This is a genomic window from Spirochaetota bacterium, from assembly GCA_034190085.1.
Taxonomy (GTDB): Bacteria; Spirochaetota; UBA4802; order UBA4802; family JAFGDQ01; genus JAXHTS01.
In genome coordinates this window covers 68,572-93,110 of record JAXHTS010000019.1, presented here as the reverse complement: position 1 = coordinate 93,110, position 24,539 = coordinate 68,572, and the positions used below count along the sequence as shown (strand labels likewise).

Annotated in this window: 22 protein-coding genes; 10 read left to right on the top strand and 12 right to left on the bottom strand. The window is 37.8% G+C overall.

Annotated elements, in window-relative coordinates; genetic code table 11:
- Positions 1-41 precede the first annotated feature (41 nt).
- Entirely contained in the window at positions 42-1,463 is a 1,422-nt protein-coding gene (locus SVZ03_03885; GenBank protein MDY6933345.1) for an FAD-binding protein, read from the top strand.
- A 221-nt stretch (positions 1,464-1,684) separates the two neighbouring features.
- Here the strand turns inward: SVZ03_03885 and SVZ03_03880 are convergent, their stop codons facing one another.
- Together SVZ03_03880 and SVZ03_03875 are read right to left on the bottom strand one after the other, a co-directional pair.
- Positions 1,685-2,020, bottom strand: coding sequence for a hypothetical protein (locus SVZ03_03880; GenBank protein MDY6933344.1), 336 nt, complete (start codon positions 2,018-2,020; stop codon positions 1,685-1,687).
- Positions 2,021-2,231: 211 nt separating this feature from the next.
- On the bottom strand, positions 2,232-3,674 hold the full coding sequence (locus SVZ03_03875; protein MDY6933343.1) for a hypothetical protein: 1,443 nt from the start codon (positions 3,672-3,674) through the stop codon (positions 2,232-2,234).
- A gap of 888 nt (positions 3,675-4,562) precedes the next feature.
- Here SVZ03_03875 and SVZ03_03870 point away from each other — a divergent pair.
- From SVZ03_03870 to SVZ03_03845, 6 genes are all read left to right on the top strand, one after another.
- Complete coding sequence (locus tag SVZ03_03870; protein MDY6933342.1) at positions 4,563-5,513, top strand: MMPL family transporter; 951 nt, start codon at positions 4,563-4,565, stop codon at positions 5,511-5,513.
- 123 nt (positions 5,514-5,636) lie between these two features.
- The gene (locus SVZ03_03865) at positions 5,637-6,971 is read left to right on the top strand and encodes an MMPL family transporter (protein ID MDY6933341.1); all 1,335 of its coding nucleotides are present in this window, start codon (positions 5,637-5,639) and stop codon (positions 6,969-6,971) included.
- On the top strand, positions 6,968-7,759 hold the full coding sequence (locus SVZ03_03860; GenBank protein MDY6933340.1) for an outer membrane lipoprotein-sorting protein: 792 nt from the start codon (positions 6,968-6,970) through the stop codon (positions 7,757-7,759). Before SVZ03_03865 ends, SVZ03_03860 begins: the two co-directional genes overlap by 4 nt.
- Positions 7,760-8,487: 728 nt before the next feature.
- Positions 8,488-9,132, top strand: a complete 645-nt coding sequence (locus tag SVZ03_03855) for a pectinesterase family protein (protein ID MDY6933339.1) — start codon at positions 8,488-8,490, stop codon at positions 9,130-9,132.
- A 273-nt stretch (positions 9,133-9,405) separates the two neighbouring features.
- Positions 9,406-9,660: a hypothetical protein gene (locus tag SVZ03_03850; protein ID MDY6933338.1), complete on the top strand. Its 255-nt coding sequence runs from the start codon at positions 9,406-9,408 to the stop codon at positions 9,658-9,660.
- 48 nt (positions 9,661-9,708) lie between these two features.
- Positions 9,709-9,843, top strand: coding sequence for a hypothetical protein (locus SVZ03_03845; protein MDY6933337.1), 135 nt, complete (start codon positions 9,709-9,711; stop codon positions 9,841-9,843).
- A gap of 94 nt (positions 9,844-9,937) precedes the next feature.
- On the opposite strand, the gene SVZ03_03840 is transcribed toward SVZ03_03845, so the two are convergent.
- The 5 genes from SVZ03_03840 to SVZ03_03820 all read right to left on the bottom strand — a co-directional run bounded on the left by SVZ03_03840 (position 9,938) and on the right by SVZ03_03820 (position 14,613).
- Positions 9,938-11,575, bottom strand: a complete 1,638-nt coding sequence (locus SVZ03_03840) for a caspase family protein (GenBank protein ID MDY6933336.1) — start codon at positions 11,573-11,575, stop codon at positions 9,938-9,940.
- A gap of 1 nt (position 11,576) precedes the next feature.
- The gene (locus SVZ03_03835) at positions 11,577-12,347 is read right to left on the bottom strand and encodes a hypothetical protein (protein MDY6933335.1); all 771 of its coding nucleotides are present in this window, start codon (positions 12,345-12,347) and stop codon (positions 11,577-11,579) included.
- Positions 12,344-12,841 carry a sigma-70 family RNA polymerase sigma factor gene (locus SVZ03_03830; GenBank protein MDY6933334.1) on the bottom strand — a complete coding sequence of 166 codons (498 nt, stop codon included), beginning with the start codon at positions 12,839-12,841 and terminating at the stop codon, positions 12,344-12,346. Before SVZ03_03830 ends, SVZ03_03835 begins: the two co-directional genes overlap by 4 nt.
- A 118-nt stretch (positions 12,842-12,959) precedes the next feature.
- Positions 12,960-13,607, bottom strand: a complete 648-nt coding sequence (locus SVZ03_03825) for a hypothetical protein (protein ID MDY6933333.1) — start codon at positions 13,605-13,607, stop codon at positions 12,960-12,962.
- Positions 13,608-13,695: 88 nt separating this feature from the next.
- Positions 13,696-14,613: a hypothetical protein gene (locus SVZ03_03820; protein ID MDY6933332.1), complete on the bottom strand. Its 918-nt coding sequence runs from the start codon at positions 14,611-14,613 to the stop codon at positions 13,696-13,698.
- Positions 14,614-15,177: 564 nt separating this feature from the next.
- Here SVZ03_03820 and SVZ03_03815 point away from each other — a divergent pair.
- Complete coding sequence (locus SVZ03_03815) at positions 15,178-16,278, top strand: hypothetical protein (protein ID MDY6933331.1); 1,101 nt, start codon at positions 15,178-15,180, stop codon at positions 16,276-16,278.
- Between the two features lie 80 nt (positions 16,279-16,358).
- On the opposite strand, the gene SVZ03_03810 is transcribed toward SVZ03_03815, so the two are convergent.
- The 4 genes from SVZ03_03810 to SVZ03_03795 all read right to left on the bottom strand — a co-directional run bounded on the left by SVZ03_03810 (position 16,359) and on the right by SVZ03_03795 (position 19,606).
- Positions 16,359-16,508, bottom strand: a complete 150-nt coding sequence (locus tag SVZ03_03810) for a hypothetical protein (GenBank protein ID MDY6933330.1) — start codon at positions 16,506-16,508, stop codon at positions 16,359-16,361.
- Positions 16,509-16,615: 107 nt separating this feature from the next.
- On the bottom strand, positions 16,616-17,791 hold the full coding sequence (locus SVZ03_03805; GenBank protein ID MDY6933329.1) for a CaiB/BaiF CoA-transferase family protein: 1,176 nt from the start codon (positions 17,789-17,791) through the stop codon (positions 16,616-16,618).
- A 124-nt stretch (positions 17,792-17,915) separates the two neighbouring features.
- Positions 17,916-19,163: an acyl-CoA dehydrogenase family protein gene (locus SVZ03_03800; protein MDY6933328.1), complete on the bottom strand. Its 1,248-nt coding sequence runs from the start codon at positions 19,161-19,163 to the stop codon at positions 17,916-17,918.
- Between the two features lie 50 nt (positions 19,164-19,213).
- Positions 19,214-19,606 (bottom strand): SCP2 sterol-binding domain-containing protein, encoded by a 393-nt coding sequence (locus SVZ03_03795; protein MDY6933327.1) that lies wholly within the window; start codon positions 19,604-19,606, stop codon positions 19,214-19,216.
- A gap of 587 nt (positions 19,607-20,193) precedes the next feature.
- Between SVZ03_03795 and SVZ03_03790 the strand changes: the two genes are divergently transcribed.
- Both SVZ03_03790 and SVZ03_03785 read left to right on the top strand, forming a co-directional pair.
- Positions 20,194-21,792, top strand: a complete 1,599-nt coding sequence (locus SVZ03_03790; protein MDY6933326.1) for an AMP-binding protein — start codon at positions 20,194-20,196, stop codon at positions 21,790-21,792.
- A gap of 157 nt (positions 21,793-21,949) precedes the next feature.
- Positions 21,950-22,978 carry a nitroreductase family protein gene (locus SVZ03_03785; GenBank protein MDY6933325.1) on the top strand — a complete coding sequence of 343 codons (1,029 nt, stop codon included), beginning with the start codon at positions 21,950-21,952 and terminating at the stop codon, positions 22,976-22,978.
- Between the two features lie 29 nt (positions 22,979-23,007).
- Here the strand turns inward: SVZ03_03785 and putP are convergent, their stop codons facing one another.
- On the bottom strand, positions 23,008-24,486 hold the full coding sequence (gene putP, locus SVZ03_03780) for a sodium/proline symporter PutP (protein MDY6933324.1): 1,479 nt from the start codon (positions 24,484-24,486) through the stop codon (positions 23,008-23,010).
- Positions 24,487-24,539: the final 53 nt, after the last annotated feature.

Sequence of the window (24,539 nt, the reverse complement as noted above, 5' to 3'; positions counted from 1 at the left end):
AAAACAAATGTATATTAGTATTACATCCATAAGGAGATAATATGAACTGGAATGAAGAAACTGAAGTGCTTATAATCGGCTTTGGCGGAGCAGGTGCAACAGCAGCCATTACTGCTCATGATCTGGGAGCCCATGTCTTAATTGTTGAGAAGATGGAAACCGGTGGCGGAAATACCAATGTCTCCCTTGGCGGATTTTTAAATATCAAGGATTTTGACCAAGGTTTTTTATATCTGGATAATCTGTGCAATAGTGTTTCACAGATGGTTGAGCCTGAGATGATTCGAACCTTTACTCATGAGTGTATGAAAAACAGGGAATGGATTGAAGCCTTTGAGGTTAGCACAGTCATATATGGAGGAGCCGCTTTCCCTCATCTGCCGGGATCTGATTCCATTGAAAAATTGCTAATAAAGGGGAGTAAAGAGGAAGGAGAAAACACCTTTTGGCATCTTTTTCGCACAGAGGTTGAAAAACGCCAAATTCCAGTCTATCATAATGCCCAAGCAAAGGATATTATAACTGATACAAAAGGCAGAGTGATTGGAGTTGTAATTTTGAAAGGTGAAGAAGAGATTTCTGTAAAAATCAATAGAGCGGTTATACTCACCTGTGGTGGTTTCGAATACAATGACTGGATGAAGATGAACTACCTGAAAGGCTATCCATATCATTCCTTTGGATCGCCCGGAAATACTGGGGATGGTTTGCGCATGGCCCAGCGCATTGGAGCAGATCTTTGGCATACATCCAGCGTCTCCACTCCTCTTGGTTTCAAGGCCCCTGAATTTGAGGCCGCTTTCATGATTCGACCTCCATCCAATCATTACATCTATTTGGATAAACAAGGCAAACGCTTTGCCTCAGAATTAGCCGAAATACACGCCTATAATTTTATCGTTGATTATTTTGATCCACATAGCCATGAATACCCTCGCATCCCCTGCTACATGATCTTTGATGATCATGCACGTAAAACAGGCGCAATTGGCATCACGACTTTAGGATACAACCAGGGTAAATATAAATGGTCTGATGATAACATTAAAGAGATAAACCGTGGCTGGATTATTTCTGATGAAACCCTCCCTGGTCTGGCAAAGAAGATTAACGTGGATATGGTTTCCCTTGAGAATACGGTTAACAGGTATAACCATTACTGTAAGCAGAAGCATGACGATGATTATCAACGCCCTAATGATACTCTTGAACCTATTGGGCCAGGGCCATACTATTCAATGGAACTCATGCCATGTCTCCTGAACACTCAGGGCGGTCCGAGGAGAAATCATAAAGCACAAATTCTAAATACAGATTGTAATCCCATCCCTCGATTATATAGCGCTGGAGAATTGGGTTCCATTTTCGGTATGCTATATCAAGGCGCCGGCAACCTGGGTGAATGCCTGGCCTTTGGTCGCATTGCTGGAAGGGAAGCCGCAAACGAACAACTTATGGAATAAAAGAACCACTCTTTAAACACTACTCTCTTATAGACTGTGTTAAAACTGAATCTTACAAACTTTTGTAAAGCTGATCATAAAAAGTCCTATTGGAAAGTATGACAACAAGGATGCTTACGATCCTGAAGCTGCTAAGATGATTAAATTTAGTACATGGAAGAATTCCTTTGTTTTTTCAGTTAACACAGTAGGAATATGCATCCTAATTTTCAAATAGACAATTATTTCTTAACCACATCACCCTCAACATTAATATATACCTTATATCCAACAAGTAAAAAAACAAATGTTTGATAGGATGAAACGTTAATAAGAGCATCTCCACCCCCTACTTTGCTGATTGCATCCTGAATAGCCGCTGCATAATCAGGCTCCCCAAAAGGAAAACCAAATAACAGAACAAAATATGAAGACTCACCTGTAGCATGCCCCAGAATTCGACATTCACTCCTTACAGGTGTAGAAGAAGGGCTAATTCCAGTGCCAAAATGAGCGCATCCAACTAAAAAGATCAGTAATATAAAAATCGTAAATAAAGATACTAGCTTTTTAGACATGTTATTCTCCAATAGAGATTTATTTATTATAACACACTAAGGCCTGCCACTGCGAATGCAGGGGGTTGAGAAGATTCAATCTTCATCGTTTTGGCTGCCCCGAGAAGGCATGATGACTCCTAAGTTCTCATTTCTGAATTCTGTGCATGTTTAGGATAGAATATTCTAAGAATAACTTAACTGATAATTATTGGATGTGCCTTTGACAGTGCTATCTTTTATTCATTTTATTCTTCATATCCAATAAAAGGGCATTAAAGCCTTGAATAATAAATCGTTCCAAATCCTCTCGTGCTTCTATGCTTGGTTTGAATAGTCTCCACATCATTCGCATTCCTATCCTTATAAAAAATTTGTCAAGGAATTCACTCTTTAATAAAAGGTGTGTAATAACATTATTTGGATCACTCGTATCCCAATCATGTTTTAAAAAGGAGCCTTCTCCATTATTAGCCTCTATCATAACACGGGAGAATTTTTTTGTAAGCTGATCTATATTACTCGGTATAAAAATGTCAATTAAAGAAGGACTTATAATCCCAAAAATCCTTCCAGATATTGTGTTATTTATTTTCATAAGCCTGCCTTTTATTGTCACACCTGTAGGAGTGTTAAGTAGTTCTGCCTCTGCACTGGATTCAATATTCAGCTTCATTCCTAATTTTTTCATAAAAAAGTGCATTATAGCCTGGTATTTAGCATGCTTTATATTTGGTAAAGAAAATTCTTCATCAAAGATTGGAGCGCCTTTATTGTCAAATGGGATTATCTTGCCTGAACGTGTGTAGAGAGATACAGTAGCTGATTCTATACTATCACTCATTAGACTTAGAATTGTATGTTCATTGCTGTTTTTTAATTCAAAATACAATTTGAATTTATTATAAAGATCATCCAAATAATCGGCTAATTCAGGGAAATCTTTTTTAATCATTTTTTTCTTAAAAATACCTGTAGAGTTTAAATGGGTATAGGGAATTTTGTTATAAGTCTTAATTTTTATCAACGAGAGTAATGAGATATAGCGGTTTATAAAATTTGAAAAGTTTGGAAATGATTTATAGAATTCATCAATTACCGTACGCGATTCATCAGTAAGATTTGTATACAATAGACTTGCAGTGGGCTTTAGATTTCTAACATTAGTAGGGTCAATGGTTTTCGCTATACCCTCCAGAAATGTAAACAGATTCATATGAGAAAAGTGACTCCATGATGTCTTTGATTTCATATAAGTTGTGAACGAACGGTCTCCTACAATAGACTGATTATTCTTTTTTAGCCCAAATTCTGAAATAAAATCCCCTGCATTCAGTAGATGAGCTTGATCAAATCTTATATTCGTTAATTTAATCAGACATACTTCTGGTTTATTATATCCCTGAAAGGATAGAGTTCGATAGCCATTATCCCTTGGTAGTAAATAGGAGCTTTCATAAATATCCATAAAATCAAATGAATCCAAACGGTCACCTAAAAAGTCTAAAAATTCTTTAGCTTTCTTATCTCTCTGCATCTTTGGATATGCATTGATAATATTCATTACTGATTCCATCGCTATCTTGTTTGGGGCAAGACAGCGAGATGCATCATTAAAGTTATAAACAACTATACCTATTGATGAAATAATGATAGTTATGATTACAGTTTTCATATCGGAGCTACACTTAATTAGTAATTATTGAATTGACTTGTTAGGTAGGAATAAATTACAATTTTTAAATAACTCTCTTACATTCGCTACATTAAGTCAATATAAAATTGTAAAACCTTATCAACAACTAAGGAACTCTTGGCCTTCACATCCATTGTCATACCCATAAGACGAGAAGACTCACTTACTACTGCTCGTGTGATCAGAATAAGCTTTCCCTTGTGTTTATGCTATGGAATTCTGGCTATTCTGTGGGATTCTTTATGTAACCATTTTGGCCAAAATGGAGGATGGGAATATGAACGATCATTGCAGAACAGCATTTATAGCCTCGAGTTTTGTTAGCTTTAATGTCTAGTCGACATTAACAGTATGTATTATTGAGATCTGCTGTTCTTCATTTCACCCAGCCAATCTTGTTTTTCTATCAAAGGGAATCAAGCAAAGAGGTAGCACGTTGGGTATAAACGTATTATGAAGCAATATCAGGATTGCCAACATACCTCTTATTGTTGGAATTAAAGCTATTCGAAAGGTGGTAAGACCGCTCTTAAAATTCTGGATTGTGTTGGAATTATAATAGGATTTATCTATCTTATTATTCCTTTTACAATTGCCAGAGACAATGGCCTTCAAATGGGGTTTTAGAATGATAGAATTTAATACGCTTGACAGGTTTAAATGTTTTGTACATAAATAACCATATTTGTTCAATAAGTTATGTCTCTTTCTTCAAGTCGATTTATAAACAAGGATAAAAAATATCCATTGTGAAAGCCAATGCTTCCAGTTTAACAACTACCCGATATCTTGATCAAGAAGGATTTACAAATATTACGGTTTTAGGAAAAAACAGTTAACCAGGAGGGGAAATATTCTTTTTTGAATATGAACCGTTTTATTGACATTATCATTAAAAACTATCGGTGGATTATTATAATTACGACAGTACTAGCAATTTCTGCTGGATGCGTGTTTGCCCAGAAGATGTTTACAAAACAGCTTTTTGTAAACAATATCGACATTTTTTTTGAAAAGGATGATCCGGATCTCGTCCTTTATAAAAGGTTTGTTAAAACATTTGGCAGCGAGGAGATCATTGCTATTGTCATATCTGACATGGATATATTTACTACTGAAAACATCGAGATCATACGAAAAATCTCACGCATGGCAAAATCCACCCTGGGCGTTGCCAATGTATTTAGTTTGACCGAGCATATAACCTACATGGCAGATGAGGAGGATATCGCATTTCAAAAGCTGGTGCCAAATGGCGCCTTAAATCAGGAAAAGCTTCTTGAAATTAAAAATACGATTCTTGGAGATGAAATTCTATCTGGCTGGCTGGTTTCCAAAAATGGCAGAGATACCATCATTGTTATGGAACTTATGCCGTTTAAAGATAATATTAAAAAACAGAAACTCATATTAGAAATAAGAGAAAAAGCTCAGAAAATAGCAGGTAAGAATAGAAAGCTTATTTTTACAGGCCCTCCATATGTTGAATGTGAAATAAGCCGGCTTTCTCAAAGGGATTTTCTCCTTTTTACACCGATTGTATTTTTTATTATTTTTATTCTGGTCGTGTTTTTACTTAGAAACGGAGTGCTCTCTATCCTATGCCAGATGGATCTATTCATAACATTGATCCTCTCACTTGGACTGTTTACTCTTTGCGGAGAATCGTTAAATATAGTAACAACATCCATCGGGCCCATTCTTTTGGTTATTGCTGTTGCTGATTCACTCCATGTCCTTTCCCACTTTCGGGATCGGTATAATCCCTTAAAGGATGATCATTTGGAAGTCGTTTCATCCGTTACCAAGCGGCTTTAGCTCCCCTGTCTTTTAACCAGTTTGACCACTGCGGTTGGATTCTTCGCATTTGTCACCTGCACTGTGCGGCCTGGAAAAGTTTTAGGCATTTATACAGGGTTTGGTATCCTCATCGCATTTGTCATGACCATTACATTTCTTCCTTCGGCCCTTGCCTTTTCGAAAAAAGTCGTTCAGTGGATGGAAGACTTTTATGGGGGGCAAATACCCATGACATCTGGAAAAAAGAGTGAAAATGACACTTTATTAAAAATTTTGTTAGGCCTGTGTTATTTTGTCATCGGTAATTACAAGAAAGTTCTCATAGGCTTTTCAATTATTATAGTTGGAACGGTCATTGGTATTTCGAATTTGAAGTATGAAACAAATTTTATCAACTACCTACCGGATAGCAATTCGATCAAACAGGACATAAAATCCCTTCAGAACAAATTTGGCGGGTCGGTTCCATTTGTGGCAGTCGCTAAAGCGAAGTCAAGTGAGTATGATTTTACACATCCTGATAGCTTAAAATTATTAGAAAAGATACAAGGAGACCTTATAAGAGAAGTTGATAAATTTGAAACATCTTTTTCCATAATGGATTACATGAAAGAGGTACACCGTGCTTTCAATGAAAACAAGGTGGAATTTTACAAGATACCCGATGACAATATGGTGATTCTCGATTATTACCTGCTTAGTGATCGAAGGATTATGGGGAGACTGGTATCCCCTGATAAAATGGAGGCAACGATTACATTTCAGGCGAAATGGGGATCAAATGAAGAGGCCAAGAGTGAAGCTATTCACATTTCCGAATATCTGGAAAAAAATTTGGGAGAGAATCATACCATCAATTTTACGGGGCTTACAACGCTCTACGTGAAGATGGAGCATCGCTTGAAGCAAAGCCTGATCAGAAGTTTTTCTGTAGCATTTGTCATCATCCTTTTTATGATGCTATTTGTTTGCAGAAGTTTTTCGTTAACCCTTTTATGTATGATTCCCAACCTGCTCCCCATACTTGTGACCATCGGCATTATGGGCTGGCTCAAGCTTCCTTTGGATGTTTCAACCATCATGATTGCAAGTATCACCCTTGGTATTGCCGTAGATGACACGATCCATTTTGTCGTGGGTTTGAGAAGATATTTTGTGTCTCACGATAAAATAAATGCTTCTCTTCTACATGTATTTAGAGAAGTGGGGAAACCAGTGACTGTAACCAGCATTGTCCTTTTTTCAGGATTTATCATTCTACTATTTGGGTCAATATTGCCGACAAAAACATTTGGCGCGCTTAGTTCCTTTGCCATAATTTTTGCCCTTATTTGTGATTTGCTGTTGCTTCCTGCACTGATCATTATTTTTAAACCCAAAATAATCCCAATAGATGATGCTCAGAAATCCGAGGTTAGTTACAAGCGGCCTTCAGGAAAACGATTTGGCTTGAAGGCAATGCAGATGAAAAAATGAAAAGATATTTTTTTATCATATGGATACTATCACTTTGGAATGCGCCGTTTGCTTTTGGATTGACGGCTGATGAAATCATTGAAGAAGTAAGGAAAAAACCATTTCCCATAAGCGGAAAATCGGTTGTTGTTTTAAAGGTGTTTAAAGATGATCATGTATCAATCAATAATATTTCCTTTATTACAAAGCGATCGAAAGATTTCACCAGCGGAAAAATGCTTGTATCAGTGACCAGGCCATCAAGACTGAAAATTCTGATCCATGTAAAAGAGAACAGTCATACCAATCAATGGGTGAAACTATCAAGTGGAAAAGTCAAACGGATCATTGGAATTCATAAATTACAATCATTTATTCATTCGCACTTCTCAATTGGAGGTTTAAAACCCAGTGAGAACATTATTCTTTCATGGAAGACCGAATATAACAAATATTTTAAAGCCAAAAATCTTGGTATCGTCAATATGCTAGGATATGAATGTTATAAAATTGAGGCCCGTCCAAAAGAAATTAACCTAGTAAAGGAAATTAACATAGAATATGATAGAATGGAAGTGTTTTTACGAGTATCTGATTATTTTCCGGTTCGTTCCAATTTTTATGTGGAAGGAAAATTGATAAAATATATGGAAAATCATAAAATCAAGATGGTAGGCAAATATCCGACACCCTTTAAGGTTATCATGTTTATTCCAGATAGTGATGAAAAATCTGAAATTCATGTAAAGTCAATTAAATATGATATAAAATTATTTAACAAAAAATTTAGTAAAGAAGCATTGCGATAAGAATTATCATATAGCAAGTGACAAAATATAATTCCGAAAAGAGAATCTTTCTGATTATATTTTGTAGTAACGGATTCCAAACTCGACCCTACATTCAAACAGAACGGAATTAAATTAATTACTATGGATAGTATTGAATCCAAGCTCGTAAATATATTGAGAAAAGTCAACTACTACCGCCTGAAAGTGGTAACTTGAAAAACCACTAGCAGGCTGCAAGCCTACTCTCTATTCATTAGCCGTAAAATCGTCGACCATAAGCTCCTTGCTCTGTATTTCTAAAAATCAATTATTACTTCATATGTTATAGTCCCATAGCCTGCTATAAAATATCAACGAGCTCAATATGGTGTCCCCAAAATTCACTACTCAGACTCTGATATTCCATCAACATCTTACGAGACGTCTTCCCTTTAATATTTTGAACTAACCTACTCAATGCGGGGGATTGATACAAAAATATGTACATAATATTCAGATACAGAGCCATATTTTGGAAATGGTATCAAATTAATATTGATTTTTTTTAGGAGGATATACTTAAATTGATTGAAACATGTAAAGGCGTCTGAGGATGATTTGTTGAATTGAAGATGAAATACTTAGAGGATACACAATATAATTATTTATAAGGAGGTTTAGAAATGAAATGATTTATTGTAGTATTTTTAGTTTGTTTTGGGGTGCTCGCTTACACAACCTGTAAAGAAGATTCAAGCGATAAGATAATGTATTATCCACCCACTAATCCATATCCGACTTTTAACATTTCAAGTATACCTTCAGGGAGCACATGCCCCCATGGCGGCATCCAGATTGAGACGGGTATTGATGACAATGTCAATGGTGTGCTAGATCCTGAGGAAGTTGACAATACTGAAAATATCTGCAATGAAGGGCCTCATTATCAAAACATGATTGTAGTTGCCAAAAAAGGCGGCAACTATACCAGCGTCCAGTCTGCGATAGATAGCATCGGTGATGCGGATGCCGACAACCCTTACCTTATATGGATTACGCCTGGCGTGTATAGTGAAACTGTGGTGATGAAACCCCATGTCCATATCCAGGGAGCTGGCCAGGAAATGACTATCATAACAAGCACGGTAGGCGATGATGTTTATCCACTTTCCGAGGTCACGCTGGTGTTAACATTAAACACAAGCCTGCGGGATTTAACAATGATGAACAGCGGCAACTTCACCTATAACACAGCCCTGTTGACCGAGGATAGTGCCAACTTCACTCAGATTGCCGATGTGATGGTAAAAGCACATGGAAACGGCTCAAACAACTATGCCATATGTATTTCAGGCAGCGGTACTAACATCGAGCTTTTAAATATTAATGCTCTGAGTAAGAACGGTAGTTAATTAAACTGCTGTCTGCGCAATCGTGATAGCGCAGCGGCGACGCTGTGGGGCGGCACTTTTACCTGGAAAGGCGGAAGCAGCACCAGGGGCCTCTACAATTACGATTGTGCTACTTTAGATGTTGAAAACGTCACAGCCTTAGCTGAAGAGGGTAACAGTAATTATGGTCTTTACAACAGTGGTAGCGCAACGGCGATTTTGCGCGGTGGATCCTTTATCAGACGTGGTGGAACCAACCCTATGGGTATATACACTTATCAAGATTCTACATGATTGGAGGTCGAAAGGTGCAGCATCTTAGCCGAGAATGAAAGCACAAATAACCGCGGTCTGGAAAGCAGTGTTGGCGCTGATTCAATAGTGACAGAGAGCGTCATAGAAGGCGCGAACAATACAGTTTTAACAAGTGGTGGAGGTGGCCCTGTAACGCTTATTGATTGTCTATTGGTAGGCGGTGTGGCTCAAGGCAATGTGAGCTGTGTAGCCGTTACTCGAAATGATACATTCCAAGCAACCGGTTGCCCCTAGTTATTAATTTAGCTAACCGCCGGCTCTGGTGGTGGGAGGGTGACTTATATGAGGTATGATCAAGCGATAATGAAAGCACTGCCACAGTTGCATCTAATGGCGGCTTTCTGGCCAGGGGAAAAGATGGGGGATATGGGAACACTCATGTTTGGCGTGGTATACAAAATTTTTCAGTATTCTTGAAGGCGCGCCATTTGCTAAAGGAACTGATGAGTAAAAGATTAGATCTGTGCAGGGAGTGCTGGGCAACCAGCATTTATAGTGGGACCAACCTATACTATAAAGTCCCACCTATTATAAAAATCGAAACAGCCAGGCTTCGTAAATCAGTATGATTAAAATATTCACTATCTAATCGAGATACATATCGATAAGACAAGCTTGTTCCAATCCCAATATATTTTGAAACATTCCAAATACACTTTATTTCCGGTTCAATTACAGTAAATCCCTTCATCCCATGCACATCCTCTGCATATTTATCATATGCCTTATTTTCTGTAAAACCAATTGATCCTCTGCCGATTAAGAGTGCGGTTGTAGTTGTAAAACTACCCTTTCTTTTATAAACATATTCAAATAGGATACCACCATAGCGAAAATCAACATAGGGATACTCAGCACTGTATTCTTGATGAGCAATATCCTTTTGTTCCCTTGGCGCACTAAGTCGAAACCAACCTAATCCAACGATATAACGATTGTTCAATATTGCACCCGCATGGATACCATACTGAGAGGAGCGTGTTTCAGCAATACGGTTAAATCTTATCAGTATTGAGCCATAACCCCCAATTTTAAAAGGATCCACTACCTTTTCAGGAAAGTTCTGGTTAGGCTTTGCCCCCCTCACCTCTGTATACTCTCTTTTGACTGGTAAAAAATCAGATTGCTTGAGAATATAAGATGATCGATTATTCAATCTAAACCGCGACTGAGAAATTGATTCTCTATTTTCATTTATAACTGTGTAATTCCCTTGTGCCATGGCTAATTGTGTAGAGGCCCCATACGGTTTATTGAATTCAACAACAAGGTTATTGTTATCATCCCGGATGAAAAATTTACCGTCTATCTCTTTTGCCAAGACTAACCGGGTGGTACTTTTGCGGATATCTGTCAGTATCACATCTCCGGTTCCTGTCATTTGAATATGGTAATGTGGATGCTGAGCCCCACGCATTGTCTTTTCGGTTCTATTCAGAGTCTCAGAATATGCATATTGATATGCCTCATTCAGCGTTATACGATCATCCCGGCTTACATCTGCCGCGCCCCGCAACCCAATAATGAGATAATATGTGAAAAATGACCCCCTGATTCTATCTGACTCCTGGGAGGTCTCATCCGAAGAACTGGAAGTCATAAAAGCATCTCCGCGCATATCATACGCTGAATCAATCAGGAATGGAAGGCCCTTTTTGCCTCCCTTTATTCTAGTAAAGGCACCTGATGAACATGAATCAAGAATCGCGATTCGCACATCAGCGGAAATTTTTTTAAGAGCCTCTTTAATATTTGTATAATAAACCTTTTCCCTGCCCAGAAGAATACCCTCTTCGTCAGAATGGCCTGAATAATAAAATATAAGTTCCGTCTTTCGATACTGTTTCCTTTTCTGTTTCACGGCATGATAAATTCTGCGAAACGCAGAATAAAAATTCCGTTTATCAGGATTCAATACCAGTATACTATCTGCAGAGAAAACACCGCCCATCTTTCGCATAACAGAATGAAATGATCTGGCATCCGAAACCGCATATTTCAAAAGCTCTCTATTGGGCCCGCCATTATTCGCACCCACTACAATAGTAAAGCGACGAATAGCGTTCTTTTTGGTAAAATACTCTGCTTGTACCCTCCCCCTGACAGATATTATCATACATAAACATATAATCACTACAGGCATTTTCATATTACTTTTCCTTATTAAGAAAAAAAACACTAATAGAAAAATTCTTGTTATTTCTTAGGTTCAAAACCGGATTCTCAGGATTATTTTGTATTTCTCTTTTTATAAATTTCAGCATCTCGGGAATATTAAATTTATTTAATGAGGTAATCATAAAAAACTTTTCATATAACGGTGCACGATCCAGGGTATATGAATTTGGTATAACCATTTTTTTATGTAGAACTACTCCAGATGAACCGGTTTCTGAATCGGGGAAGTGCAATGTTACAGCATTATTCCCATCAACTGAAACTATCATCACATATGGCTGCTTCTCAGAAATGAACGCTATTTGTAAAATATCATTCTCTCGCGCCGTTGCTCCTTCCTTTAATCTATGTACAGAATTACCTGTTTTTTTATAGATGAATAGCTGTGCTGGATTTCCCTTTGATCGCTCAGAATCACCAATATCATTTGATATATAAATTACCGGCATAATTAGTAAAAATAAAACTATGGATCCGGCAAAAGATAGGGCAATTTTTTTAAAAAGGATTTTTACCGATTTTCCTGCTTTTAAATGCTTTGCATAAGCATTTCTTATAATTGCTACATTTGGATATAGTGGATAGTCCATTGATATTTGCTTTCCAGATTCCCTCAGGGAATCGACTCTCTGTTGTAGTGACTTATCATGCAATAGCGCATTTTCAATTTGTTTATAAATATCATCAGCTAATTCTCCAAGAAGATATTGCTCTAAATCAAGATCAGAAAATATAATACTCATAGCGCATCCTCTCTAAAAGCTTTAACATTATCTTTCAGTTTCCTTAACCGTTTTCTAACACCTGAATGGGATAAACCTGTGCGCCGGGATATTTCATTCAAAGTCATTTTATCAACATAATGCATCACAGCAATCTCACGAGTTGTTTGTTTTTCCTTAGAAAAAAGAAAATTCAAAAATTCCCTGTTCTCAAACCGCTCCCGCAAAAGATCTGATTGAGCGATCTGTTCGAGGATATCATTACCTTCCACTCTTTTGTGCCGTTTTTGATCCCGTATAATGTTTAGACAGACATTGGTCGCAATGGTATAAAGCAGGCTTGACGGGTAAGCATCCTTTAATCTATTTTGATATTCCAGCAACCGCACAAAGACCTCATGCATTGCATCTTGAGCGCTGTCTTCATCCCTTAATAAATATCGACACCTTCTGAAGACCATTGGGCTGTAGCGAAGATAAAACTCTTCAATATCAATCTCACTCTTCTTTGCCACTAAAAGCTATCCCTTTAAATACCTTTTTTCCACTGCATAAGCCAGGGTAGGAGAAAATTCAGTATATTACAATATAAGTTTTCTAACATAAACCGGCAAACCTTTCTTAATTAAAAAATCAAAACCATCCAAAAGCAATAAATAAGGCCCCACTCATCTTCCTAAGGTCTTCATCCTTAAATTCATTATTATCAATTCCCTTAACATACATGTATGAAAATACCAACCCCAGACGACAGAAACGGGTAACATTACAGTATGTTGCTATTTCGGGTTGTACGATAAAGAATGAATCGCCATCAAGTCTCCTGCGATTATTCTCATTATACTCTTCCTCGCTAAGGAAATCCAATCTTCCCTTACCAATGGTAGTTCCTAATGAAAAATGTAAAAGGCTCCTGGCAAAAAAGTGATACTCCAGCAAAAGGCCGCCATAGCGAAGAAAAATATAGGGTTCATCTCCAATATAATCTACATTGGCAAATTCCTCCCGCTTAGTTGGATTGCTTAATCTATACCCAGCAAGCCCAATTACCGTATTATAATCGATGATAAGACCACCCCGATATCCAATAAATCGACTGCCTGTATCGCCTATTTGCATCGCACTAACTACAGGGGCGACATAACCTGAGAGTGAACCGCTATTGAAAGCTAATAAAGAACTGGTCTTTGTTTTTGACTTATGATCATTATCAGCAAACAAAGAAACATTAAAGATTAAAATTGCAAGTAAAATCACGCTTTTTTTTATCAATATACTCATTGACTCCCTCCTAATATCAGTAAAAAAAAATGACCCCCAATTAAATATTAAGCGGGGGTCATTTTAAATATCACTCAAGATTATTACTTCATTCAACATCACCGGTAACGACATCAACGGTTATGGTCTCACCATTAACAGTAATAGTTACAGTTCTTTCACGGTTAAAGGTTATAGTCGCTGTTTTATTTATGTCAAGTGTTCCATTGGGACCAGTATAGGTTCCAACAAAGGTCGCTGATGTTGTTCCTTCATAGAAGGTTGTGATCACTGGGACATCATCTATTACAACAATCTCACTGCTGCAAGTAACGTCATCGAATTCATAGGTTAGTGTCCAATCGCCAGTCACTCTTCCTCGGTCTACGTAAACCTGTGAAGTGCGTGTTCCTGATACTGAGAAGGTCTCTATATAATCATTAAGCCCTGTTACAGTTAGACTGGTCTGGATAGTGGCATCGCGGGTAATGTCTCTCCAAATAGTCTTGATCTCAGCATGAACCGCCCGCTCATATTTGAGAGAATGTACCATATCATCCAATGTGAATAGCTGATCTGCCTGCATGCCATCACCTGTCCCATCCTGGCTTGAAAATAACTGTAGAATTACTTCATAACTATCAATCACGCCAGTATAATATATAGACGATACATCAATGGTTCTTCCATCTTTAAGGTAGCGTTTATAATATTGTTCTTCATCATACCATTCAAAGAGGGTCAATGCGTCAATTTCAGTAGTAAAGGTAACCGTTGTCGTATGTCTCCTATCTATTATACCCATTGTCTGTTTACTTGTCTCTTCCTCAACATTGCTGACATCCTCAATCTCTTTGGTTAAACCATTCTCCTGGTTTACCAGGCCTTCAGCGAGTTCAGTTGCCACAAATCTATCAATATCAGACTCGTGTTCATAAGATTCAACCTCTCTCTCATCTTCGGAATTACACAATAAATTTCCAACCAAACCAAGTGATAGAAATATCATAATTAGTATTCTCTTCATTGCCTTCTCCTTATTGAATTTAAAGATGATTCACAATTAATGTGATTCAATTTTACCTTTTTTATATAAATCAGGTCTTTATTATTTAAACACATTATTCGGATAAAGTGTCACTTCGAAATGTATTTTTTTAATTGAATCTGGAATTGTCCCATTCAGGTACTCAAGAAAAGAAATAAATTCCATGAGTTATTGTCCAAAATTACAGATTGATTGACAAATATGACTATCCTACAGTATGAATTTATATAAAAAATAATGTATATTTACTACCTTAACCCTAATGACTTTATTTTTTGACAAGGCTTATTAAGAATTAGATAAGATCACAGGTTAACCGGATAAAAAATCCTGCGAATTTAAAACCTACGCTTCAGACAGTCGAAGTAAGCATCACATCTTAATCCTCATGTTTATTATTATCGAAAAGCCCTACAACCAAATTATTCATTATCCATATCTCTTCTTATAAATTAAAACATAAAAAAAACTTTAATTTTAAAAAATCTATGTTATAATAAATATTAATAAAGCAAACAACTAAATCAATAAAGGATTAAAAAAATGAAAACCTATGTACAGTTATTTTTGTTTATTATGATTTTGGGTTTATCTGGAATCATTACCTGCAGTGATGATGATTCTTCAACTACACCCCTAATAGGATCGTCAGACGACGGGCTGAGTCCATACCTTGATGATGTTAAATCATGCACCCCTGATTTGGGTTCATCAAGGGTGATGGAACAGTGGATAACCAGTGACGGAGGGGATGGATGGAGCACAAATGCCACATATGGGGTGCTCAAAAAGCTGTTTCATCCAGATAGCGGCAACGAAAGCGTTTACGGTCCAGTGGAGACTGTTGATAATTATATTGATTGGATAAATAACTTTTCAAATTATTTCGACAGTCCAGGTACATATACATATGAGAATATGTCTGCAACCATTGAAGAGATAACCGAAGCTGTTACTATTCCGTATTTCGGAGGAACTGAAAATAATGTAGATACACAATTGACCATTATAGGCACTAACAATGATTTGCCAATCAGCATTCGAATAGCCTTTGGCATTGATGATAATAATGAGTATATAGTATGTTATGGCCAACACCAATATGTTTCTGATGAGGAAACTCAAACCGGATACACAATCTGTCACGCAACACGAAATGATGCCACTGGCGACATCTCGATTGAGTTGGCGAGCATTGCAGACAAAACCGATGTATTTAAGATTAGATACAAATTTGAGGGTAACACTACTGAGAATACATTCAGGCTCACCCAAAAGACCAATGCAGCTACAGGCTGGTGTGTGTTAGCTGGAGGTAGCGTGGCTGAGGACTTAAGCAAGATTGCGGTTCGAGCAACAGATAATGCTGATAGCTCCACAGGAGCTAATGATGGCAGCAATCTGGACGAAACTGAAGGCTATTATGTGATTCTTACAAAAGAAGAGATATACGATCCCTCCACCCTGGATACCCAGGGTGAAAGCGGAACCACAGATGATGGTTGGCCAAAGGAAGCCACTACCTCCAATTTGGATGCAGAATCCGACACTGAAGCAAATTATATCGATGTGAGGGATACAACGAACTGTCTAAACTGGACTGATGAATATCCTTCCTCCCCTGAAGATCTGGCTTGGGAATAATATCTACCAATTTTGATATAAATGCCTCCTCCCACCCATACCCCCGTAGAAGCGGGGGTTTTTTTTATTAATATATCAACCTAATAAAATAAAGCAAAATAGATAACATACAACCAACTAAAGATACCATGTATTATTGCCCAGATAATGGATTCATTGGATGTATAGCTTATAGTAATTGCTAATGCTGTCCCAAATGTTATGCCTGTAGTTATAAAATGTGTATTCACTGATTCTCCTATATTCCAGTAAATATTTTTATATCAATTGATAAAATTCTATGCTGAATACTCTAGGGATACCCCTTCACCTTATCAATCAAAATGATGAATGATAATCATATTACACCCTTGTCTCTCAAATCCTTCAATTCGTCATCATTGTATCCCAAACGCTTCATAACTTCATCTGTGTGTTGACCAAAGGTTGGTGAAGGCGATCTTATCTCTCCCGGCGTTTCAGAAAATTTAAAAGGGAAGCCAACTGACGTTATTCTTCCCTCTACAGGATGTTCCATATGCAGTAACATATCCCTATGCTTTACATGAGGATCATTCATCATATCTTCTATATCATTGACAGGGGCATAACATATGTCCTCTCCCTCGAATATATCCAACCATTCTCTCCTAGTCTTTGTAGATATGATATTTTGTATCTCCTCCATGACCTCTTTCCTCTTTTCTCCTATGGAAAATTGATGTTCCTTGAGATCTTCTCGTCCAATAAGATTCACAAAATTCACCCAAAACTTCTCCTCAATGTTACCCAATGAGATGTATTTGCTATCCTTGGCTTTAAACACATTATAATAGGGAGCTTCCCCTATAACATTGAGTTCGTTTGAATTCTGCACCAATTTACTCATTAGATGTTGAGCGATATTTATCATATTATATGACACCATGCAGTCAGTCATAGACACATCGATATGTTGGCCCTTGCCGTTTCTGTCTCTGGCAATAACACCTGTTAAAATTGAAAAGGCTGAGAATATTCCAATGCTCATATCAGCAATTGGAATCCCTGGAATCACAGGCGCTCCTGTATGACGTCCAGTGGCATCAAGAATACCGGCAACACTGATGTAGTTCATATCGTGTCCAGGTCTATCCTTGTAGGGGCCATCCTGTCCATAACCTGTTGAGGAACAAAAAATTAGTCTAGGATTAATCTGCTTTAGCGTGTCATAGCCAACCCCTAATTTGTTCATTACGCCAGGTCTAAAACTCTCGAATAAGACATCATACTCCTTTACTAATTGACAGAGTATCTCCCTACCCTTGGCATCCTTTAGATTCAGGGTCATACTCCTCTTGTTACGATTAGCCATTAAAAAAATAGCATTTTCATTCTTTAATTTTGGGGGAAACCATCTCATATAATCCCCTAATGTCGGTTCTTCAACCTTTAAAACATCAACTCCCAAATCAGCCAGCATCAATGTGCAGTAATTAAAAGGGAGCAACCGAGATAAATCCAATATCTTTATACCCTCTAATGCTGAAGCCATAGGTAACTCCTCACTCTTTCTTGCTATATTTTCTTAATAATTCTCTCCTCTCAATAATAGAATGAGCACGTTTTAGTATTATTATGATTGAAAATATTAACAATCAAAAGTCCGTTAATAATATCTATTCAATCCTTGGATAAGTCTCCGCTATAACCTTTCCTCCACCCATTGCCAGAACCTCATTATTACCATCTTCGATCAATGCGCTTCTTGCATCTCGGAATAACTTTTCAGTATGATATTCTCTTGTAAGCCCATTTCCTCCAAGCATCTGAACCGCCTCATTTGTAACCTCAAAGCATAATTGTGTAGTCATTGTCTTTGCAGCTATGGAATACTCAACCAATGGAGGTGAAGTATTCAGAGTAAAATTCATCACTGCTCTCGAGAGAGCCCTGCATGTCTCCACCTTGGCAAACATATCAAAAATACGTTTCCGTACGGATTGGTGTTCAATTATTGGCTTTCCGCCCTGAACCCTCTCCTTAGAATAAACAAGGGCCTCCTCAAAAGCGGCTCTAGCGCATCCAGTTGCCATGATACTCATCCCCGCATTAGCAGTTCCTAAAATCATTTCAAGCATCTCCGGATAAAAATCTGGTTCACAAATCATATACCTTTTAGGAATCTTGACATCATCGAAGTATATCTCTCCTTGATTTAGATCCCTTTGCCCCATCTTCTCAAGCGGCTTACCCTTGGAAACACCTTTAATATCCAGAGGACAAATGCATACTCCGCCACCTGCCATACCCAAAGAAGGATCGATCTGACAGAAAAGCACGGAATGTGTTGCGATGGTCCCGCATGAAACCCAAGCAGATTTCTGCCCATTAATGACCCATTCATCCCCGACAAGCCGCGCCTGTACATTACCCCTTACATTTGGATCGTGCCAGAAGGACTCCCCATGACCGATCAGAGTATCTGAACCGTGGTCTGGTTCTGTAATAGCCCAGCATCCGCGTATGCTTCCATCTGTGCACTCACTGAATGGCTTGGCAAACTCATCAATGAGTTCATCATCACCAGACATAATCGCGACAAAAGCTGGAAAGCTGCACACACCTATTACAACTGACAATCCTACGCTGCCCCACGATAATTCCTCCAATACCAGATGGCTCTGTAAAGGCGTTAGTCCCAATCCACCATATAAATCGGGCAGCAATACCTTATGGTATCCAAGTTCATAACTCTTTCTGATAAAATCCCACAATGGTGAACCATCCGCAATCACATCCTCAGCGCTCATCGTATCCAACTCCCTTGCTATAGGTCTCATGATCTCTGCTGCAAATGTATGAGCGGCATCCCTTAACGCAATATCATCATCATCTAAATCAACATTAATATCAAAATAATTCATACCCCTACCTCCAAATCTATTCCAATTGATCTCAAAATATATTAATTCTTTTATTCTAAGGGAAGATTATATTTCTCACAATATTCCTTATAGAGTTCATAACCTGGATCCGCCATTGGCATAAATTTCATCACCTTAGTAACAGGCCCCTTTGTCTTGATCTCTCTTTTGGCCAAAGCCTTTACAAGATTTAATTTCTTAAGCCAAAACTTATGAACAGCCTCACCAGTCATTGTCATGGTTATTGTGGGCTTCTTTCCCTTCGCCTCATCACCAATGGATACTCCATCTTTGGCGACAAATAGATGCGTATCAGGATTTTTAATAACAAACAAAATCGATAGATCAGAATCCTGAAAATCCTGTCCCATCTTCTCATGCAATTCATTCCAAAATTCACCAAGTATCATCTCAATATGCTTAGTATCTTTAAAAACCGACATCCCTACCTCCTCATACTTCATTTATTGAATATGTGTAAATATTACAAATATATACAAACATTTACATATATTTACACATATTCAATACTAATACAATTTGTTATGTTTAAGACGAAATAGTAAGCTACAACAAAGCAAAGTATTTATAGATTAGTGGCTTGTCAATGAGAAATGTGGAGTAACAATTCAAATATATGAAAAAACAGAAGCAGAATATATTTAAGTTAAATTATACTGCATAAATAAATTATTAATATTATCATAATATTTGTAAAAAAGAGTAGTATTATAAGACTACGATTAATAATCTATCTAAATCAATATCAATATAAAAATAGATTTTATCTGATCCGGTTATAATTGAATACTCCTAAACCCTGAACAAGGCAGGATGATATAAACAAGATTTAGAAGGATTTCATCACTTCTACAATTAAGCTAAAATGGTATGTAATTTTCTGTCATTAAAATAATTTGTGTAGAAATTTCATATACAGGAATGCGATATATTATAGCGTGAAAAGAGATAAATGATTAGAAAATGAAAACGAAAATTCATTCTTAATTAAATAGTATGGAGGCTAACTATGGATATTGACAACCTTCCAATGTTTAAATTGCTAGGTCTCAAAAATCTCAATCCTGAGCAAGAAGCCTTTATCTTTGTTAACTCAGATGGATCAGATGAGAGGATTACACTTCAGGATTTATATTCAAACTCGAACAGATTAGCTCGGATACTACTCTCTCATGGTATTGGGGATGGTGATTCCTTCTCACTAATAATGCGAAATCACCCGGAATTTATTTATGCTATGCTTGCGGCGATTACTATTGGCGCAACTGTTATTCCAATTGATCCAAGATCAAGGGGTTCAAAACTCTCCTATCAGATAATAAACTCCAACTCTAAAGGGATATTGTGCACAGGAGAATTTTTAGATAGTATTAAAGAGATATCTAATGAGATTGACAACGTATCCTTTCGGGGTGTGATCTATAAGGATCACCACAAAACACCAATCGCTTCAAATTTTTTTAACATAAGTCAAATGCTTGGTAATGAAGATCCTGAACTGCCTGCTGAAACAGTAGATTTTGATCCCAAAAGGCCTGGTCAAATTATATATACATCAGGCACAACCGGAGATCCTAAGGGTGTTGTTATGAGGTCAGACAGGTATATGTTTTATGGATTGCTTGGCAACATCTTTGGATACCAAAAAGATGATATACCCTATACTGGTCTCTCGCTTACCCATGGAAATGCCCAAGCTGTTACAGCTTTTACCTCTCTATCCCAGGGTATAAAAGCGGTAATTAGCGAAAAGTTTACTAAAAGCAAGATATGGGACATCTGTAGAAAATATGGATGCACTACTTTCTCATTATTAGGGGGTATGATGATGGGTATCTATAGCGAGCCTAGAAAAGAGGATGATGCGGACAATCCTGTTAGGCTTGTGGTAAGCGCCGGCACACCAAAGACTATCTGGAAGGAGTTTGAAGAACGCTTTAATGTCAAGATATTTGAATGGTACGGAGCCGTTGAGGGTGGATTATGCTACAATCCCCCGGGCACAGGACCAATTGGTTCATTTGGGAAGCCCCCGGAATTTATATATGAGATGAAGATTGCTCGCGAGGATGATACAGAATGTGAACCAGGAGAGGTTGGCGAGTTGATATTCAGACCTGTTCAGGGTGATCCAGAGGTAGAGTATTACCGCAACGAAAAGGCATCCAAGGCAAAAACAAGGGGAGGATGGCAGAGATCAGGGGACATGTGTCACAGGGATGCTGATGGTTGGTTCTATTTTGATTTCAGAAAGGGCGGCGGTCTGAGACGCCATGGCGATTTTATTCAACCTGAATTTGTTGAAAAAATCTTTAGCGAACTAGCAGAGATATCAGATGTTTGCGTATACGGCATTCCTGCAGAAACAGGAGCCCCTGGTGAGAGCGACATTATTGCTGCAATAGTGCTAGTAAAGGACAAAGAAATTGACCCTACAGCACTATTCAGATCAATCTCCAAGACATTGGATAACAATTCAATCCCTTCCTATATCCAAGTTGTAGATGAGATTCCGAAAACCGCCTCAGAAAAGAATCTTGATAGGGTGCTGAGAGATGAATTCAGTAAGAATGCATCCAATGTATATAAGTATATAGATTATAGATAATTTAGCATACATTTTAAGATCGATTTACTCTATTCAGAATGCTGTTCCTATTATAGTCAGAAACTTAGGATCTCATATTAAGGAGAGATTATCCTCGGTAAGGAAGTTGAACATCATAACTGAATGACTTGTTAATTTTCATTAAAGGAGAGATGCTATGGCAAAAGCAGAAGGAACCTCCAATAGATTTCTCGAAAATTATAGGGGAGCATACATGCCACCAACCCAATTTCCTGAAGTTGAGTTTGATGCTGATAAATGTTCTCATTGTAAAAGATGTGTGGATACCTGTCCAACTCAGGGGCTGCATTGGGATGAGGAGAAAAAAATCCCATATATGACAGGCTATAGGGGTCTTGAAACAGCCTGCATCGGTTGTAATAATTGCGAAGCAGTCTGCAAATCAGGTTGCATCAGGGTAAAAGGGGAATATAGAGTTCTCTTTGGACGATATAAAACCCCAGAAGATAAGCTTGGGGATATGATCCCCCCCTGTCCCTTTGGAGATAGGGATCTGAATAGAGATTTTAAAGAAATAGAAAAGGATCTGACTGAAACAGAGAGTGTAATTCTAAAAAGACGCAGCATTCGGCTCTTTCAGGATAAGCCCGTACCAAAAGAGCTAATTCATAGAATCATAGAGGCAGCTAGATTTGCGCCTACAGCTGGCAACTGTCAGCCCTTTAAGTTAATAGTGGTAACTGACAAAAAAATGATTGAAGAGGTTGATAAGCAATGTATTAAGATTACCAATCCCCTTCAGCGATTATTCAACGGCAAGAGCCTATGGAGAAGAATGGTAGTGTCCCTTCTAAGTTATATCATGGTTAATGGCATGGATCAGAGACCAATTCCTGCAGTGGAAAAGATGAATCAGATTGAAACCCTTACCTTTGGCGCTCCTGTTGTTATTCATGTCTTAAAGGATAAACGTGGTATAAGTAATCCGGATTTAGATGTAGGCATTGCCTCACAGAATTTGGTTATAGCTGCGCATTCCCTGGGTCTAGGGACATGCTACATCGGTTTTGAGGCTCCAATAAGATTTTTACCTAGTTTAAAGAAAAAGTTAGGCATAATCCATCCATATGAATGGGTAACAACTATATGTGTTGGCTACCCAAAGGGAGAGATTGATCACCCTGTTGCTCGTGGCAGGATTCCTGTTGATTGGATTGAGGGATAAAGGTAATGGATAATTACACCCCAAAACAATCACCTATCCTCTGCCCTCCCCCTTAAGCTGGCCTCAACATCTATGAATTCCTGTATTATCTCTCGATCTTTAGCTGGCGATATGTGGTTAATTAGATATATTGTAAGAGCATTGGCAAAAAAACCAGGCACTATCTCATAGAGCTTTTCCCCAAGCCCTATCTCTTTCCAGAGTATTAGGGTTATCGTTCCAATGATCATACCTGATAGAGCGGATAGCCAAGTTGTTCTTTTCGAAAATAAAGCATATAGAATCAGCGGCCCAAAAGCAGCGCCAAAACCACCCCAGGCATAGGCTACAAGTCTTAAGATGGTGTAATTGGGATTTAGGGCCAAAGAGAGGGCTATTAGAGAGATGACAACCACACACAGCCTTCCAATAAATACCAATTCTCGCTGAGTTGCATCCTTTTTGATAATTTTCTCATAGAAATCCTCTGTTAATGCTGATGAACAGACCAAAAGTTGTGAATCAATAGTAGACATAATTGCAGAGAGTATAGCCGCCAACATTATTCCACCTATCCATGGATTAAACATACAATTAATCATATATATGAATACCTTTTCCTGATCCCCACCCGATAGCCCTTGAAACATGGGAATCGATAAAAATCCAATAAAAACGGCTCCTGTAAGTGAGATAAACACCCATATGATCGCAATTTTCATCGATTGAGGAAGTTCTTTGCTGGATTTGATGCTCATGAAGCGCGCGAGGATATGCGGTTGTCCAAAGTATCCCAATCCCCATGCTAAAGTAGATATTGTTGTCAGAAGAGAAAAATTACTACCTGGTATAATATTAACAGATTGACCTTCGGATATCATTGCTCTCCTAATGCCATTAAAACCATCAACTGAGTTGTAGGCAACAGCAGAAACAATTATAATAGCTATAACCATCAATAATCCTTGGAAAAAATCTGTCCAGCTTACAGCTAAAAAGCCCCCCAGAAAAGTATATAGCACAATAATAAATGCCCCGATTGATGCTGCGACCCTATAATCGATATGAAAGATAGACTCAAATAGCTTTCCGGCAGCCACAAATCCTGAAGATGCATAAATTGTAAAAAAAATTAGTGTTATTATTGCCGAGATTATGCGCAAGAGTCCTGTAGGATCCCTAAATCTATCCTCAAAAAAGGATGATAGGGTCAGTGAATCTGTTTTTGCTGAATAAATTCTCAAACGTTGTGATATGAGTTTCCAATTAAACAGTGTTCCGACAAAGAGTCCAATAGCTATTAAAACTGCTGGTATACCATCGAAATAAATTGCCCCAGGCAGACCCATCAAAAGCCAACCACTCATGTCGCTTGCCTGGGCGGAAAAGGCAGTAATCCATTTCCCAAGACCTCGACCACCGAGTATGTAATCGCCAATATTTTGGGTTCTTTTATAGAAAAAGATACCTGTTCCAAGGAGAAGGGAAAAATAGATTAAAAATGTAAAGAATGTCGGAATTGAAATAATCACCTCAATTTATAGATCAGAAGGATGGTATGATTTTGATTTGGGAAAACGAA

Bases quoted from the DNA above. Each gene is read 5' to 3' on its own strand.
- SVZ03_03885 (MDY6933345.1), top strand. From the start codon at position 42: ATGAACTGGAATGAAGAAACTGAAGTGCTTATAATCGGCTTTGGCGGA.
- SVZ03_03880 (MDY6933344.1), bottom strand. From the start codon at position 2,020: ATGTCTAAAAAGCTAGTATCTTTATTTACGATTTTTATATTACTGATC.
- SVZ03_03875 (MDY6933343.1), bottom strand. From the start codon at position 3,674: ATGAAAACTGTAATCATAACTATCATTATTTCATCAATAGGTATAGTT.
- SVZ03_03870 (MDY6933342.1), top strand. From the start codon at position 4,563: ATGAACCGTTTTATTGACATTATCATTAAAAACTATCGGTGGATTATT.
- SVZ03_03865 (MDY6933341.1), top strand. From the start codon at position 5,637: ATGACCATTACATTTCTTCCTTCGGCCCTTGCCTTTTCGAAAAAAGTC.
- SVZ03_03860 (MDY6933340.1), top strand. From the start codon at position 6,968: ATGAAAAGATATTTTTTTATCATATGGATACTATCACTTTGGAATGCG.
- SVZ03_03855 (MDY6933339.1), top strand. From the start codon at position 8,488: ATGTATTATCCACCCACTAATCCATATCCGACTTTTAACATTTCAAGT.
- SVZ03_03845 (MDY6933337.1), top strand. From the start codon at position 9,709: ATGAGGTATGATCAAGCGATAATGAAAGCACTGCCACAGTTGCATCTA.
- SVZ03_03840 (MDY6933336.1), bottom strand. From the start codon at position 11,575: ATGAAAATGCCTGTAGTGATTATATGTTTATGTATGATAATATCTGTC.
- SVZ03_03835 (MDY6933335.1), bottom strand. From the start codon at position 12,347: ATGAGTATTATATTTTCTGATCTTGATTTAGAGCAATATCTTCTTGGA.
- SVZ03_03825 (MDY6933333.1), bottom strand. From the start codon at position 13,607: ATGAGTATATTGATAAAAAAAAGCGTGATTTTACTTGCAATTTTAATC.
- SVZ03_03820 (MDY6933332.1), bottom strand. From the start codon at position 14,613: ATGAAGAGAATACTAATTATGATATTTCTATCACTTGGTTTGGTTGGA.
- SVZ03_03815 (MDY6933331.1), top strand. From the start codon at position 15,178: ATGAAAACCTATGTACAGTTATTTTTGTTTATTATGATTTTGGGTTTA.
- SVZ03_03805 (MDY6933329.1), bottom strand. From the start codon at position 17,791: ATGGCTTCAGCATTAGAGGGTATAAAGATATTGGATTTATCTCGGTTG.
- SVZ03_03800 (MDY6933328.1), bottom strand. From the start codon at position 19,163: ATGAATTATTTTGATATTAATGTTGATTTAGATGATGATGATATTGCG.
- SVZ03_03795 (MDY6933327.1), bottom strand. From the start codon at position 19,606: ATGTCGGTTTTTAAAGATACTAAGCATATTGAGATGATACTTGGTGAA.
- SVZ03_03790 (MDY6933326.1), top strand. From the start codon at position 20,194: ATGGATATTGACAACCTTCCAATGTTTAAATTGCTAGGTCTCAAAAAT.
- SVZ03_03785 (MDY6933325.1), top strand. From the start codon at position 21,950: ATGGCAAAAGCAGAAGGAACCTCCAATAGATTTCTCGAAAATTATAGG.